This window comes from Microbulbifer maximicatervae (SeqCode) (assembly GCF_056232625.1).
The window spans coordinates 3,537,082-3,552,285 of the sequence record NZ_CP174324.1 but is presented as its reverse complement, the minus strand read 5'-3'; the positions used below and the strand labels follow the sequence as shown (position 1 = coordinate 3,552,285).

The 15,204-nt window shown below is 50.0% G+C and carries 11 protein-coding genes; 8 read left to right on the top strand and 3 right to left on the bottom strand.

Annotated elements, in window-relative coordinates; translation table 11 throughout:
* The first annotated feature begins 187 nt into the window (after positions 1-187).
* The 4 genes from ACJJI6_RS15410 to ACJJI6_RS15395 all read left to right on the top strand — a co-directional run bounded on the left by ACJJI6_RS15410 (position 188) and on the right by ACJJI6_RS15395 (position 5,009).
* Complete coding sequence (locus ACJJI6_RS15410; protein WP_475711100.1) at positions 188-1,381, top strand: ATP phosphoribosyltransferase regulatory subunit; 1,194 nt, start codon at positions 188-190, stop codon at positions 1,379-1,381.
* Positions 1,382-1,493: 112 nt separating this feature from the next.
* The gene (locus tag ACJJI6_RS15405; protein WP_413664100.1) at positions 1,494-2,816 is read left to right on the top strand and encodes an adenylosuccinate synthase; all 1,323 of its coding nucleotides are present in this window, start codon (positions 1,494-1,496) and stop codon (positions 2,814-2,816) included.
* A gap of 141 nt (positions 2,817-2,957) precedes the next feature.
* The gene (gene trhA, locus ACJJI6_RS15400) at positions 2,958-3,611 is read left to right on the top strand and encodes a PAQR family membrane homeostasis protein TrhA (protein WP_282930278.1); all 654 of its coding nucleotides are present in this window, start codon (positions 2,958-2,960) and stop codon (positions 3,609-3,611) included.
* Positions 3,612-3,788: 177 nt separating this feature from the next.
* Positions 3,789-5,009, top strand: a complete 1,221-nt coding sequence (locus tag ACJJI6_RS15395; RefSeq protein ID WP_475711099.1) for a lytic murein transglycosylase — start codon at positions 3,789-3,791, stop codon at positions 5,007-5,009.
* Positions 5,010-5,016: 7 nt separating this feature from the next.
* Here ACJJI6_RS15395 and ACJJI6_RS15390 read toward each other — a convergent pair whose 3' ends face one another.
* The 3 genes from ACJJI6_RS15390 to ACJJI6_RS15380 all read right to left on the bottom strand — a co-directional run bounded on the left by ACJJI6_RS15390 (position 5,017) and on the right by ACJJI6_RS15380 (position 10,103).
* Positions 5,017-6,039: a succinylglutamate desuccinylase/aspartoacylase family protein gene (locus ACJJI6_RS15390; RefSeq protein ID WP_475713462.1), complete on the bottom strand. Its 1,023-nt coding sequence runs from the start codon at positions 6,037-6,039 to the stop codon at positions 5,017-5,019.
* Positions 6,040-6,132: 93 nt separating this feature from the next.
* Positions 6,133-9,216, bottom strand: coding sequence for a DUF6531 domain-containing protein (locus tag ACJJI6_RS15385; RefSeq protein WP_475711097.1), 3,084 nt, complete (start codon positions 9,214-9,216; stop codon positions 6,133-6,135).
* Positions 9,217-9,239: 23 nt separating this feature from the next.
* Entirely contained in the window at positions 9,240-10,103 is an 864-nt protein-coding gene (locus ACJJI6_RS15380; protein WP_444895433.1) for a Stp1/IreP family PP2C-type Ser/Thr phosphatase, read from the bottom strand.
* Between the two features lie 190 nt (positions 10,104-10,293).
* On the opposite strand from ACJJI6_RS15380, the gene ACJJI6_RS15375 reads away from it, so the two are divergent.
* The 4 genes from ACJJI6_RS15375 to tssJ all read left to right on the top strand — a co-directional run bounded on the left by ACJJI6_RS15375 (position 10,294) and on the right by tssJ (position 15,185).
* Positions 10,294-11,013 carry a transposase gene (locus ACJJI6_RS15375; RefSeq protein WP_444895432.1) on the top strand — a complete coding sequence of 240 codons (720 nt, stop codon included), beginning with the start codon at positions 10,294-10,296 and terminating at the stop codon, positions 11,011-11,013.
* An 80-nt stretch (positions 11,014-11,093) separates the two neighbouring features.
* The gene (locus ACJJI6_RS15370; RefSeq protein WP_475711095.1) at positions 11,094-12,590 is read left to right on the top strand and encodes a type VI secretion system contractile sheath domain-containing protein; all 1,497 of its coding nucleotides are present in this window, start codon (positions 11,094-11,096) and stop codon (positions 12,588-12,590) included.
* 86 nt (positions 12,591-12,676) lie between these two features.
* Positions 12,677-14,548 (top strand): type VI secretion system-associated FHA domain protein TagH, encoded by a 1,872-nt coding sequence (tagH, locus tag ACJJI6_RS15365; protein ID WP_475711094.1) that lies wholly within the window; start codon positions 12,677-12,679, stop codon positions 14,546-14,548.
* Positions 14,526-15,185, top strand: coding sequence for a type VI secretion system lipoprotein TssJ (gene tssJ, locus ACJJI6_RS15360; RefSeq protein ID WP_445355220.1), 660 nt, complete (start codon positions 14,526-14,528; stop codon positions 15,183-15,185). The genes tagH and tssJ overlap by 23 nt, the downstream gene beginning before the upstream one ends.
* The last annotated feature ends 19 nt before the right edge of the window (positions 15,186-15,204 follow it).

Here is a 15,204-nt window from a genome sequence, read left to right as displayed (position 1 = left end):
TATGTAGCACTGGGCAACTGGTGCTATAGGCGCCGGGTTAGATTCGATAACCCTACCTTCCTGTTAGCACTTGATGCTAAAATCACGCAAACCGGGCCCAGCCCGGTTTTTTTGTGGGAAGTGCTGCGGCTCGTTTGTGGCAAGCGCTGTGGCACCGCAATTTCTTCGCTGACGAATTCATTTCATCATGACTCAAGCCGATCGCTGGATGTTACCGGATGGCATTGCAGAAATTCTGCCTGCGGATGCCGTGCAATTGGAGACTCTGCGCCGTCAACTACTGGACCTCTACCACTGCTGGGGGTACGAGTTGGTGATACCGCCGATGTTGGAATTCACCGAGTCCCTCTTGATTGGGATGGGCCATGATGTAGATCTGAGCACCTTTAAGGTTACCGACCAGATATCTGGTCGCACTTTAGGTATACGCGCGGATATGACTCCGCAGACTGCTCGGATTGATGCCCACAGCTTTCCCCGCAGAGGCGCTAACCGCCTCTGCTATGCCGGTCAGGTGGTGTACACCAAGCCGCGAACCCCGATGGGTTCGCGAGCGCCGATACAGGTTGGTGCCGAACTGTTTGGTGTGGACAACCTCGGTGCAGACCTCGAGGTGATCTCGCTGATGCTGCAAAGCCTTCAGGTAGCGGGTGTCAGCCAAGTGCACCTGGACCTGGGCCACGTCGCGATTTACCAGAGTCTGGTTGAAGCGGCGGGCCTCAATGACGAGCAGCGCAGCGCCCTGTTGGCCATGTTGCAGAGCAAGGCGACTGCTGATCTGTGCGAGTGGGTTGAGGAGAATGTTGGCGACCAGAAGGCTGCCGAGTGGCTGAAGGCGCTCCCTGGGCTGGTTGGGGGACGGGAATGCCTGGATAAGGCCCGCGAACTCTTTTCTGGAGCCCCGCAAAATTTGCTGGCGGCAGTCTCCGATTTGAGGCAGGTAGCTGAGGCTCTGAATAAGCGCTATCCAGAGGTGACACTGTTCTTCGATTTGAGTGAAGTACGCGGCTACGACTATGAAACCGGTCTGGTATTCGCCGCCTATACACCGGGCCACGGCCAGGCATTGGCCAATGGTGGACGTTACAACGGTATCGGAGCCGTGTTTGGGCGCGATCGCCCAGCAACAGGCTTCAGTAGTGACCTGGTGGCATTGAGTAATCTGGGCAGCGCCGCTGTTGAAGAGGGCGCTGCGATATTGGCGCCAGATGTCAGAGGCTCCCAGGGCGCTGAACTGTGGAAGGCGATTCACGAGCTGCGGGCTCAAGGCGAAGTGGTCATCACAGCCCTCGCTGGTGGTGCCGATAGTGAACTGGATTCCCGCTGTGACCGCGAGTTGGTTGCTGAGGGTGATTCGTGGGTAGTAAAACCACGAGACTGATTTTTCGGGCGCAGTGGATGTGCCTATTATCGCGCGGGCCTACCCGCAGACATCCATTTATGTGGGGCCCCGGCTCCCGCAGAGAAAAACCTGAGTTTAGAGATTTATACAGATGGGCAAGAACGTAGTAGTACTGGGTACCCAGTGGGGCGATGAGGGCAAGGGCAAGATTGTCGATTTGCTAACCGAGAAGGTCTCGCTGGTAGTGCGTTTCCAGGGTGGTCACAATGCGGGCCACACCCTGGTTATCGATGGCGAAAAAACCGTACTGCACCTGATTCCCTCCGGTATCCTGCGCCCCAGCGTAACCTGCTTGATCGGCAATGGTGTGGTGCTCTCCCCGGAGGCACTGCTGAAAGAGATGGCTGAGTTGGAAGAGCGCGAAGTTCCTGTGCGCGAGCGCCTGCGTCTTTCCCCGGCGTGTCCGCTGATCTTGCCAGTACATGTTGCCCTCGATCAGGCCCGTGAAAAAGCACGCGGCGCCAAAGCGATCGGTACTACAGGTCGCGGTATTGGTCCCGCTTACGAAGATAAAGTTGCTCGTCGCGGTCTTCGCCTGGGTGATCTGTGCAACTGGGATAACTTCTGCCACCAGCTGAAAGAGCTGATTGATTACCACAACTTCGCTCTGACCGAATACTACAAAGTTGACCCGGTCAGTTATGAGGACACCGTTGAGCAGGCCAAAATCTGGCGTGAGCAACTGGTGCCGATGATCACCGACGTTGCCGATCACCTGCACAAAGCGCGCGAAAACGGAGAGCATATCCTGTTCGAAGGCGCCCAGGGCTCCCTGCTGGATATTGACCACGGTACCTACCCGTTCGTAACTTCCTCTAATACCACTGCTGGCGGTACCGCTACTGGTTCTGGTTTTGGTCCTCTGTACCTGGATTATGTATTGGGCATTACCAAGGCCTATACCACCCGCGTTGGCGGTGGTCCTTTCCCAACTGAGCTGGACTGCGAAGTTGGTCGTCACCTGGGTGAAAAAGGTCACGAGTTTGGCGCTACCACTGGCCGCCAGCGCCGCACCGGTTGGTTTGACGCTGTTGCTGTGCGCCACGCGATCCGAATCAACAGTATTTCTGGCCTGTGCTTGACCAAACTGGATGTTCTCGATGGCCTCGAGGAGGTAAAGGTTTGTGTGGGCTACCGCAACAGCGCTGGTGAAGAAGTACCAGTACCTTTTGATGCCGCAGGTTGGGAAGGTGTCGAGCCGGTTTATGAGTCTATGCCCGGTTGGACAGAGAACACTTTTGGTGTGCGTCGTGAAGCAGATTTGCCGGCCAATGCACGCGCCTATATCGCTCGAATCGAAGAGCTGGTGGGCGCTCCGGTAGACATTGTTTCTACAGGCCCCGATCGCAACGAAACTATTGTTCGCGAATCTTCCGCTTTGTGCGAAATGGGTATTCACAACGCTAGCGTTTAAGCCCTGACCGCCCGGTTGTGAATGTGCAGTCTGGTGATGGCCTTGCTATTTTAAGTGAGGCCTCTGATCATTAGACCTGTTCCAAGTTATTGGTCGTGCACTACACGCAGGCTTATGACCTGAATTTAACCGGGCTAATTTATGTCATCTTCCGTTTCCGTTGCCAGTCGTTACAGTTTTGCTGAAGAGATCGCCAACAGTGTGACACATGGTGTTGGAGCTCTTCTGGCGATTGCCGGTCTGGGTGTATTGACCGGATTTGCTGCCCTGCGAGGGGACGCCTGGCATATTGTCAGCTCCAGCGTCTATGCCTCCACCCTGATACTCTGTTTCCTAGCCTCCACGCTGTACCACGCAGTCAGCCATATCGGCGCCAAAGCGATACTGCGGACCCTGGACCACTCGTCAATCTTTCTATTGATTGCTGGAACCTATACTCCCTTCACCCTGGTTACCCTGAGGGGCCCTTGGGGTTGGTGGCTGTTCGGTATTATTTGGGGGCTCGCGCTGATCGGATTGATTATTCAGTTCACCCCGTTAAAGAAGATCCGAGCCCTATCGATTACTCTCAGCGCCCTGATGGGGTGGGTAGTGGTTGCTGCTATCAAGCCGCTTTCAGATAGCCTGGAAACCGGCGGTCTGTGGCTGCTGGTTCTCGGTGGCCTCTGCTACACCGGCGGAATTGCCTTCTACCTCTGGCGCAGTTTGCGCTTCCACCATGCAATTTGGCATCTCTTTGTGCTGGCGGGCGGTATTTTGCACTTCTTTGCGGTGCTGTTTTACGTCATTCCCTAAGCTTCCCGTTTTGCGGCAGAGCTCACCCTAAAGGTGAGCAGCACGAACTTCCCTCTCATGTGACTGTCCAGTTTAATAGTGGGTGGGAAGTTCAACGGTTACCGGCCAATCCACCTTTCGGATAAGAGTGGCTCGTTCTACCCTTGAGCGAGCAAAAGTTGTGTCGAAGGTAACTCCATGCCCAAATTGCAATGGTTTCAATATCTGTCTGCCATCCTCGCGATAAGCGCGGTTCTCCTGGTTTCCAATACCCATGCACAAGAGAAAGCCGATCCGGCCTTCGAACAGTGGGTAAAGGAGTTCCGTAAAACCTCGATTAAGAGTGGAATCTCTGCGGAGGTTTACGACCAAGCTTTTAAAGGAATCACTTCTCCAGACCAATGGGTTCTGGATCGTGCAGCCTATCAGCCTGAATTCAAAGCGCCGGTGTGGCAATACTTTGATAACCGGGTGCAAAAGAGAGCGATTGAGCGAGGCAAGCGGGAAAAGGAGAAAATGAAGCCCTGGCTGGATAAGATCCAGAAACGCTTTGGGGTGGACCCCAATATCCTGCTGGCGATCTGGTCTGTGGAGTCCAGCTTTGGAGGCATCCTCGGCAATGATAAGGTAATGCGCAGTGTCATTCGCTCCCTGGCAACACTGGCCTACGCTGACCCTCAGCGTAAAAAGTTTGGCCGACAGCAGTTGCTGGCTGCACTAAAAATCTTGCAGGCCGGTGATATTGAGGGCCAGCACCTATTGGGCTCGTGGGCCGGAGCTATGGGGCATACTCAATTTATCCCTACCAGCTACCAGGCCTATGCGGTGGATATCGATGGTGATGGTAAACGGGATATTTGGAATTCTATTCCGGATGCACTCGCGACTGCCGCCAACCTGCTATCCAGTAACGGTTGGCAGCGAGGAAAACCCTGGGGCTATGAGGTCAATATTCCCGCTCGTAAAATGCCTGCAGGGAAGATGTCGGTAGCCGAATGGGAGAAGCTCGGCGTCACACGAGCCAATGGCGAGCCCTTTCCCAGCAAGAAAGCCATTGCCGAATTAAAGTTACCAGACGGCCGCAATGGCCCGGCATTTTTAGTGTTCAAGAACTTCTTTGTCCTCAAGCGTTACAACAATTCAGATCGCTATGCGATAGCTATAGGCCTGTTGGCAGACCGGATTGGCGGCGGTGCGCCTTTGGTAAATGATTGGAAGCGCCCATTTACTCCACTGGATAGTGTTCAAGTGGAAGAGTTGCAGAAGTTGCTCAAACAAAAAGGGTTTTACACCGGAGAAATTGATGGCAAGGCAGGTCCGGGTACCCGCAAAGCGGTGAGTGAATTTGAAAAGAGTGCCGGCGTTGAAGTTCAGGGTTACCCGAGCAAGGAAGTCTTGGAGTTGTTGAAGAAACAATAGGGAGTCCCTAAAAGTTCTCATCCGGTAGGAGCGTATCCTGGAGTAGTTCCAGGTTCTCGACAACACCCTCGGGTTCACGGAAGTAGGCGATGTGGTACATCGCCTCGCCTTCCTGGACCAGAGGGATATTCTGTCGCCCAATAATGATTCCATCCTCATTGCAGATCAGTTGGTCCAGTTCCTGGCCGTATGGATCTGCAATGGTCGCCAGCAGGTCTCCCCGGTAGACCTGATCCCCAAGTGCCTTAAGATGATTGGCGATGCCGCTATCCCCCGCGCGAAGCCAACCGCTGCGTCGGGCAACAAATGGCTCTATCACATTTGACTTTCGGGTTTGCGGCAACATCTCCAGCTGCTTCATCACATTGATCACACCTTTAACACCCGCGCGGATACTGAGTTCATCAAAGCGCAGGGCTTCACCAGCTTCATACAATAATACTCTCACCCCGAGATCCGCGGCTGCTTGGCGCAGGGATCCGTCGCGAATAGAAGCATTGAGTAGCACGGGAACACCAAAGGCCTTGGCGAGTTTTCGGGTTTTCTCATCGTCCAAGTTAGCGCGAATTTGGGGGAGGTTACTGCGATGTACGGCCCCTGTGTGTAAATCGATACCATAGTCGCATTTGGTGACTATTTCCTTGAGGAATACGTGAGCCATACGTGCGGCGAGAGAGCCCTTTGCCGACCCTGGGAATGAGCGGTTTAGGTCGCGCCTGTCAGGTAGGTAGCGAGTATGTTGCAGTACCCCGTAAACATTAACCATTGGAACTGCAACCAGGGTTCCGCGCAATGACTTTAGGCGGCCGCTTTGGATAAGCCGGCTTATTATTTCAATGCCGTTGAGTTCGTCCCCGTGTATTGCGGCACAAACGAACATCTTGGGGCCATCTTTTTTACCGCGCTGCACATAAACTGGGATTGCCATTTCTGTGCTTGTGTACAGCCTTACAACAGGCAGGTCGATATGGCAGGACTCGCCCCTGGAGACATGGACTCCACCGATCTCAAAATCCAAGCGCTCTTCCATAACACTCACGGGCAAATAGATATACCCATAGTGTATAGGCAGATAAGAGTTGACCCGGGCAGCAATTGTTGACGTAGCTGCCCGAATACTTCGCTACAGTTGCCCGATTGATTGGGCAGAAGTAGTCAGGTTATGTGCGCGATCCCCATTTAGCCAGGCGCCGAGGGCTGGGCTCCAGTAGCCGGAGGGGTGGTACCACAGCCCAGTCTCTACATCTGCGAGTAAGTTAGTTCCCCGCCAGGCACTCGGCCCTTGATTGTGGGGGTCTTTTCCTTTTTCTCCAGCCTCCCCACCTTGTGACCACTGAGCGGCACCTTGAGTATCAAAAATCGCGAGTGGCTTGCCGTCGGGGTTGGAAAGGTAATGCTCGATATTGTCGGCAGTCCATTGGCAGAGAATGGCATTGGTTTGGGGTTGGTGAATCCAATGGCTTAAACCTCGGGACTTGCCGTCAATATTGTGAATTTCCCCCCAGATACCCAGGCTGCTCCAAATAGTGACAACGCGGCGTTGCCGGGTTGATTTTCGGTGGGTACATGTCTTGCTTAACCGCCGACCGAAGGGGTCGTAGCGGAAATAGGTTTTAAATTCTCCGCACTCCGCGTGGCTCATCAGGCCCCAGCCGTCGTACTGGTATTGATAATCCTTGCGGCCTGGTATGTTGCTTTCGCTAATAATATTGCCGCGCTTGTCACTTTTTGTTTGAGGTTGAGTCGGACTTTGCTGTGCCCGCAGCGGGTTGGTCATTTGCAGGGGAGGGGATTTATCAAAGTGCCAGGAAAGTGCTTGACCGGACTCCATGCCTACCAGGCGCCCAAATAAATATTTGTGATTACTGCGAACCTCTCCTTGAACCTGGAGGATATCTTGGCCTTTGGATTCGGTGCGAACAATGGCTTCACCATTGGCATCGATTCCATACAGGGCTCCACAAGGAGCGAATGTATAAGACAAGTCGAGATTGTCGGAGCTGGCACTCTTTAACCAGCCGCGTTTGTCATATTGATACTGAAGACTGAAATCCCGGATATCTGCACTGTCGTGATGCTCTGCGGTTACCCGACCGCGGCTGTCGTATTTAAATCGCACCGAAGAAAGGGCATTGTCTGCCTGTACTAGCCTGTTATGTTGGTCGTAGTGGAACTCACTATTTTGGCCACTGTTATTGCGAATACCGGTTAATACACCGCTGTCGTTATAATTGAAGTACCAGCGAGAGTCATTATCACAATATTCATGCAGGCTGCCGTCTATATTGTAATGCCAACGCCAAGTTCGATCCTGTGGTGCCTTGTGGCTAACTAATTGCCCGAAGCAGTCATATCCCCAAGTGTAGTTTCCTGCGGGACATTCCAGGCAGACTAGCTCACCGATTGGGTTATAGCTGAGGTCCCAATTGTTGCCGTCGGCAAAATTGATATGACAGAGTCTACCGGCGTTATCATGGTCGCAAAGAATACTTTGGCCGCTATCTCCGTGAATAGCGTTGGTAAGGCCTCGTTCGGAATAGTCCAGGCCGTATTGGTGAATGCCTAGGCGAGCTTCTCGCAGTTCACCGGCACTACCATAGCTCCATTCACGCCACAGTTCGCCATTCATTTTCAGCGAAATGACTCGTTGCCAGTGGTCGTATTCCAGGCCTAGGAGCTTTTTATCTCTACATATCGATTGCAGCTGCCCCTGCCCATCCCAGCTGAAGTCTACCTTGCCACCTTCGGGGTCCCGGATCTGTGTGAGCTGACCCCGATCCGTATAGAGAAATTTCCAGACTTGTTTTGCTGGATCAATGATACGTTCTGGGCGGCCTTTTGCATTGAACTGGAATTGCCACAGAGTCTCATCGTTGATAGATGCCGCACGCAGGTAACCTCGGTCATCGTAAAAGTATCGATTACTCACATCGTGAGAAGTGGTGCGAACCAGTCGGCCGAATTCATCGTGTCGAAAGAAAAGTCTACGGCCATCAGCCTTAATCTCTTCGCAGAGGTTGCCGTAGGAGTCATACAGCCAAGTACAGATACGTGATTCTTGCTGTTCAGAGACTCTCTGACCGAACTTGTTAAAGCGTATATGAATCGGGCCGGATAATTCTGATTCGACTGTGCAGCTATTGTTACTCGCAAGCCAACTTAAGCTAGTGAATAACTCATTTGAATTTAATGAGCAGCATCGATTGTGTTCATCATATATAAATTGATAGCTTCCAGACTCGCTGCTGTGCAGATGAGCCAGTTGAGAATTGTCATATTGATATTTTTCCCTTTTAAGCCCACAGCAGCTTTCGACTAATTGCCCTTCCTTATAGTTGTAAGCGCAGAGGTTATTTTGCCCTTCTACAGCGTGACCGTTCACTAGATTGAAGATATGACCATCTTGGCAGTTAAATTCAATAACCCGGCCCCAAGAGCTGACTATTTTTTTAGGTAAACCTTCTTGATAATCGATAGTTAAGGCGTTTCCAAATTGATCCCTAATTTCTGCAAGTGGTAAAGCGCTGTTCACGCCGTCGGCGCGAAAAATCTTATGATATTGATCGAATGTCGTTAAACGATAACTGTGTAGGCTTTGCCGAAATAACATTAACCGTTCAAAACGATTGTAACAACCATGACCTATAGCGGGTAAATTAAAGGTTACAGATCTGCCCTCGGCAGTGAATAGCTTGACGAAGTGGTCGTGTACAACAAGTTTTTCACTTAAGGAGTGTCGCCAGCCCGCGCCAATGCCAGTGTCCTCGTTGAGGGAAGAGCGGAAATACCTTTTCCATTCAAATGGCAATGGCCCTGGAATAATGACGTCTGTTCGCTCAAAAGCGACTTCCCCTGTATTGCTGACGACGTGTTCAGCGATCTGATGGCTGCGTTCCAGAGCTGGAATTACCTTATTTGCTGGATTGACCCCTGGGAGGTTAGTCAGTTGGGTTGGGCTGCCGTCTACCTCATGCAAGAGGGGAACCATAGGTGCCGAATCGATACTATATCGATTGGCTTCAATGCCTGGCAGCTTTGGCCAAAAATCTTCTCTCCGTAAATTGAGAGAGATGTCTTCTGGTGTTCGCTCAATTTGGGAAAGCCAGCGTATAACTGATGCGGGGTTCTCGTGAGAGAGTTTAATTGTTGGGGGGGTAAGCTTATTGAGTAAGTCGGGTATTAGCTGGGTAAGACGTTCCGGTGTCATTTTGTAGTGTCCGATAAATCAAATCAGCGGTGTAACTTTCGGATTGTTACGTCGGGGGAGCTGGGACGTTCGGTAACACTTTGTTCGTGGGGTAGAATTTGACGCAATGATTGTGAAGAATATTCCAATATTCCTGCAGTAATATTGTCGCGCCCTCCTAGGCGATTAGCATCGTCAATAAAACGATATACACACTCTAATGCCGGACGATGAGTGGCCAGTACGCGCTCTATCGCATGATCATCAAGATATTCAGTGAGCCCGTCGCTACATAACAAAAGGAGTGCGTTTTGCGTGAGTTTCCAGCTATTTATATCCGCCTCTACACAGCTGGAAACCCCCAAGGCACGGGTAATATGGTTGCGAACATTGGACTCTTTGGCTTGCTCGGGGGTTAATTGACCTGAATCAATCATCTCCTGTACAACGCTGTGATCTCGTGTAAGGCGCTGCAATCCATAATTGTTCCACAGGTATGCGCGAGAATCGCCAATATGTGCAACGATTAAAAAGTCGCGCCACATGACCGCGGCAACCAAAGTTGTTCCCATATTGGAAAACTGGGGGTTCAGGTTTTTGGTGTTGATTAGAGCTGTATTTGCGCTGTTGACTGCGTCGATAAGGGTGGCGCGCAATATAAGCTGTTGCTGTTCAGACGTGCAGGAGAAAAAAGTGTGTTTCAGCAGGTCATCGAGGTGGGCTTGAACCGTCTCAGCTGCAATTTTACTGGCGGTTGCGCCACCGGTGTAACCGCCCATGCCGTCGGCCACCACTATATAGGCAAAAGGCTGTTCCGCAGATGCGTACCAGCGAATACTATCTTCGTTTTCCTCACGAACCTGACCAATGTCAGTACGCCCGTTGACCGCCAGACTAATTTGATCCATGTCTGGTGCAACTCCCCTTTAATAAAAAGCAATACAATGCGGCGCAATATTATTACAACCGATCACCGAAGGTAATGTTAACTTGCTCGTATGCCAAGTTTGAAATACTTTTCACTGATTTGCGATAATAAGAGCTTTACCTCTCTACAGAAAAGGCTTTTAGCCAGCTAAAAAAGGACCCATAGGCAAAATGCCCCGTTTGCCCAGGCTCAATTTGATAAACGTTCCTCAACATATTGTGCAGGTAGGTCACAATAATCTGCCCTGTTTCTTTGATGAGGAAGATTACCAATATTATTTGATTAGTTTGCGTAACGCGTCAGACCAATATGGCGTTGACGTTCACGCATATGTTTTATTACCCAATATGATTCAGATCATAGCTACGCCCACGATACCGGATGGGATATCATCTATGATGCAATCCCTTGGACGTCGCTATGTTCAATTTGTTAATCACCGTTACAAGCGCTCAGGAACACTATGGCGGGGGCGTTATAAGTCCAGCTTAATTGATTCTGATGCGTACTTACTGACGTGTTACCGGTATGTGGAGTTACGTCCCCTCTATTTGGGGTTAGCTGATTCTCTTGAAGACTATGAATGGTCAAGTTTTAACCATCACACAAACATTAAGAAAGATAATTTGATTAAGGATCACCGTTTGTATCTTTCTTTAGGGAATACCGTGATGGAGAGGGCACAATCTTACAGGAAGTTATTTCAGTATAGCTTTGATCGAAAGTTGCTCGACTATATCGCTGAAACGATTAAGTTAGGCCATGTGCTTGGCGGGGATGCGTTTAAAGAGAAAATTGAGCAGATTGTTAACCAAAGAGTGCGACCGCTTAAGCGTGGTCGCCCTAAAAAAGCAAATAAAGTCGAAAAAGAACCAAAAGAAACTGCCTAGCTAAAACCTAATGTCGGGTTGAGGGCGTTAAAAGGCCATAAGAAGTAGGGTAATTAAGCCCTGTCAGCAGGTGACAAATTGTGAGTAGGCCCAGCATTTCAACGGGATTTCAGATCCTTGGCGATAACAATAAGGAAAAACCAGTTATGGATTTTGGCACTGATAGATTGAAAGTTGCGATCCTGGGTGATTTCAGCGGGAGAGCGAGTCGCCGCCAGTGTGAACCCGAAACGATTTCCAGTCGAAGGGTATACCTGTTGAACCGTGATACCTTTGAGGGCGTTTTTGCTGATCTAGGTGTGAGTTTGCAGTTACCCGTACTGGATCGCCCTCTGGGATTACCATGCTTTGATGATTTGCACCCAGATTACCTTTATAGCCGTGTGCCACTGTTTAAGAAGTTTATTGAGCTGGAGCACAGGCTGCTCGATCCGCGTCAGTTCCAGCAGGCTGCTGAGGAAATTCAACAGTGGAAACCAGAGTTAGCCATTCAGCAGGGCTTGGGTCAGCGCGATAGCGAGCAGTCGATATTGGATGAAATCCTGGCTGCCGGTCGAGAGCGTAATGCAAAGGAAGGCCAAAATACTTTCCAGGTTGACCAGCTAATCAAAGATATTGTCGCTCCTTACGTGCAGAAAAGTGAGGACCCTCGCCAGGGTGAATATCTAAATGCCCTGGCTGAAGCTACGTCTGATGCGATGCGTAAACTGATGCATCATAGTGATTTTCGTCAGTTAGAGGCTAGTTGGCTGAGTCTGCAACTTTTGTTGAGACGTGTCGAAGAGCACGGGAACCTGGATTTTTACTTAATAGACGTTAGTAAAGAAGAGCTTCTAGCTGATTTTGCGGAAGCCGAAAGCGACTTGGAAAAGTCGCAGACATTTAAGTTACTGGTTGAGCGTGAAACAGCTTCTGGGAATATGCCCTATAACCTAGTCATAGGGGATTACTTTGTTACTGATGAGGAGCGAGACCTTCACCTGCTGATAGATTTATCCACGATTGCAGAAGCTGCGGGAAGCGCACTTTTATTGGGTGGGGATCCAAAATTAGCAGGTTGTCCAAACTTGTCAGGTTCAGTAGATCCTGATGATTGGTACTATCCGTTGAGCGATCAGTTTGCGGAAAGTTGGCAGGCGGTCCGTGAATACTCTGCTAGTGAGCATGTTGCATTGGCAGCTCCCAGATTTATGCTCAGACTCCCCTTTGGGAAAAATACCTCTACAACAGAGTATTTCAATTTTGAAGAATTAACCCCAGAGCAGGGTCATGAATATTATCTTTGGGGTAATAGTGTTTATTTGTTGGGTTTAGCTGTTTGCCAAGGTTTTTCTCAAACTGGAAAATTACAGCCGCCTTCGTCTGCAAGCTATGAAGACCTACCCCTTCATTTACGCAAGTTACCCAATGGCGAATTATTGACGCCCTGTGCAGAAGCGCTCCTGACAGATAGGGCAGCTGCAAAATTTATGCAGGCTGGCATTAGCACTATGCGTTCGGTGCAAGGGCGGGATCAAGTCATTCTTCCGAGCTTTAGTTCTCTGAGTGGCGGTACACTCAAAGGCCCTTGGGTGTAAGTGTAGGGGTTGGATCTTTACAGGAATATGCAGGCAAAAATCTACCTGAAGACTATGAATAAACCACTATTGTGAGTCAGGAATAAATGGATCTAATTCTATCAGTATTGGCCGACCCTTCTGGCGCCAATATGCTTAAACATACAAAACTGTTCACGAAAGCTGGTGGCAGTTTGGGTCGCTCTGCCGATAATTATTGGGTTTTACCCGATCCAGATCGAGTGGTTTCCTCAAAACACGCACAGATTTCCTTTACCGATAATCAGTTTTTTCTGGTAGATACTAGTACTAATGGAACCTATTACAATGATTCAGAAAATCCGTTAGGAAAGGGAAATCAAGTCCCATTAAAAGAGGGCGACATGATCGTTCTCGGGGAATATAAATTGAAAGTTTCATTGCGACAGCCTAAGGAAGAGGGAGATCTTCCCAAAGGTCTGGGAAGTGCAGATTTTCTCGATACCTCGGATCGAACAACATTCAGCGCGGATGCCATGGCAAAAATGCAAAGCCAGGCAGAAGCGAAAGAATTGGATAGTTGGCTTGAGCCGGGTTCCAGCCCGCAGTCAGATGTAGCTCAAACTGGGGAGTGGGGCTCGATTGGGCTGGGTAATCAGGCCAATACCCCAGCTAGCGATAGTCTTCTCACCTCGGAATCGGGCCCTCTGGACCCACTTGCTGCCTTTGGCCAATCTGACCCGTCTGGTCTTGTTGGTGGTATTCCTGAGATGTCACCCGTCGGTGGCTTAGTGGGTTCTACGGGTCAGCAGCAATCCAGTAATCAATGGTCTGATGATGAGTGGTGGAAAGATGGTAGTGACGATGATCATGTGCCAGCTGACCAGCACTCAATGCAAATAAACCCCCAGCCGATACCGGAACCTGTTGTTGAGACGGTTGCGGTGCCTGAACCTCAAGTGGTATCTCCGCAGCCGCAAGTTCCTATGGGTGGTTTCCAGGGGATTTCACAGCAACCTGTCGCAACTCCGATACCACAACCTCAGGCTATGCAGCCACAGCCACAGCCACAGCCACAGCCACAGCCACAGCCACAGCCACAGCCACAGCCACAGGCAATGCAATCTCAGCCGTTAGGGCAGCCCCAAGGGTTTAATCAGCAGCCAATTTCTCCGCCTGCTCAAGATAACCCCTTTGCAGACTCTTTCGCTGCTATGCAGGGGCAACAAGTTGATGGCGCTCCAGGGTTTGGTTCCGGGCAATCGTCCTCGCAACCGCAACCGCAACCGCAACCGCAACCGCAACCGCAACCGCAACCGCAACCGCAACTACAGCCAAAACCAAATCCACAACCGGATTTGGCTGCCCAAGCTCAGCAGTTTTCGCATTTACAGCAACCCCCAGTAACTCAGCCCACAGGTTCTTCAGGGGGGAGCGTTTTTGCATCTACTCTTGGCCTGAATATGAACCCGGTCCAGTTGCAACAGGCGGACCAGCAAGCAGCTGAAATTGTCCGGGAAACAGTAGCTCGTCTTATTGACCTTTTGCGCGCAAGAAACAGCATTAAGAATGAGCTGCGTGTGCAGCGAACCATGATTCAAACGGAAGCTAATAATCCGCTGAAATTTAGTGCTACGGAACGGGATGCATTGGAAGCCATGTTTGCGGGTACCGGTGCTTTTATGAATCCCGCTGAGGCAGTAAAGGATAGTTTTGATGATTTGTCAGATCATCAAGTTGCAGTTTTGGCTGGAATGAGAGCTGGTTACAACGCCATGCTCAAATTCTTTAGCCCGGAAAATATTGAGCGCAGACTGGGGAATACTTCCGGCGTTTTTGGAAACAAAAATGCAAAAAAATGGGAAGGATTTACTGCAATTTACAGGGAGCTAGTTGGTGATCCGGATAATTGCTATCGCAAATTGTTTGGTGATGAATTTGCAGTTACTTATGAAAATCAATTATCAGAGTTAAAAAATGCGCGAAGCATTAAAAATTAATAAGTTGACGGAAAAGAGGGAATTGCTTGTGTCGATTAAAAAATTATTTCAGGTCAGTTTAATCACTGTTTTGGCAGTTGCAGTTGTTGGTTGTCAAACAACGAGGCGGACTCTAAATCTGGATACCAGTCTCGAGTTGGTTGTAGAGACACAGAATGACGTGAACCCAGATGATGATGGTCGAGCTTCTCCCGTTGTTATACGAGTGTTTATGCTCGCGGATGAGCGCCAGTTTGCCCGTGAAGATTTTCTTAACCTTTACGAGAATGCTCAATCCCGCCTCGGCAAGGATTTGATTGATACTGTAATCCTTAAAGAGTTTGCTCCAGGGGAACAGCGTATAGAAGAGCTGGCTTTAACGCCGGACGTAAAATATATCGGGCTTCTAGCTGAGTTTGTACAGTATCAGGATGCAGAGGCACTGATGGTGCTGCCAATTACAGACCACAAAAAAAATGAATATGAAGTATCGCTGGCCGATGTGCGAATTGGTTCGCCAGATGATATTGCCAAGCGTCGTCGAGCAAAATTGACTACTCGTGGCAGTGAAGATGATAGTGGGGAAACAGTAACAATCTCCAAAGAAGATTATGAAAGAATGAAAAAAACGCTCCCGGATATGCAGCGGTCTCAATAGGGCAGAAATTATTGCCCAG

Coding starts and splice junctions, on each gene's coding strand:
- ACJJI6_RS15410 (WP_475711100.1), top strand. CDS start 188: ATGACTCAAGCCGATCGCTGGATGTTACCGGATGGCATTGCAGAAATT.
- ACJJI6_RS15405 (WP_413664100.1), top strand. CDS start 1,494: ATGGGCAAGAACGTAGTAGTACTGGGTACCCAGTGGGGCGATGAGGGC.
- trhA (WP_282930278.1), top strand. CDS start 2,958: ATGTCATCTTCCGTTTCCGTTGCCAGTCGTTACAGTTTTGCTGAAGAG.
- ACJJI6_RS15395 (WP_475711099.1), top strand. CDS start 3,789: ATGCCCAAATTGCAATGGTTTCAATATCTGTCTGCCATCCTCGCGATA.
- ACJJI6_RS15390 (WP_475713462.1), bottom strand. CDS start 6,039: ATGGAAGAGCGCTTGGATTTTGAGATCGGTGGAGTCCATGTCTCCAGG.
- ACJJI6_RS15385 (WP_475711097.1), bottom strand. CDS start 9,216: ATGACACCGGAACGTCTTACCCAGCTAATACCCGACTTACTCAATAAG.
- ACJJI6_RS15380 (WP_444895433.1), bottom strand. CDS start 10,103: ATGGATCAAATTAGTCTGGCGGTCAACGGGCGTACTGACATTGGTCAG.
- ACJJI6_RS15375 (WP_444895432.1), top strand. CDS start 10,294: ATGCCCCGTTTGCCCAGGCTCAATTTGATAAACGTTCCTCAACATATT.
- tagH (WP_475711094.1), top strand. CDS start 12,677: ATGGATCTAATTCTATCAGTATTGGCCGACCCTTCTGGCGCCAATATG.
- tssJ (WP_445355220.1), top strand. CDS start 14,526: ATGCGCGAAGCATTAAAAATTAATAAGTTGACGGAAAAGAGGGAATTG.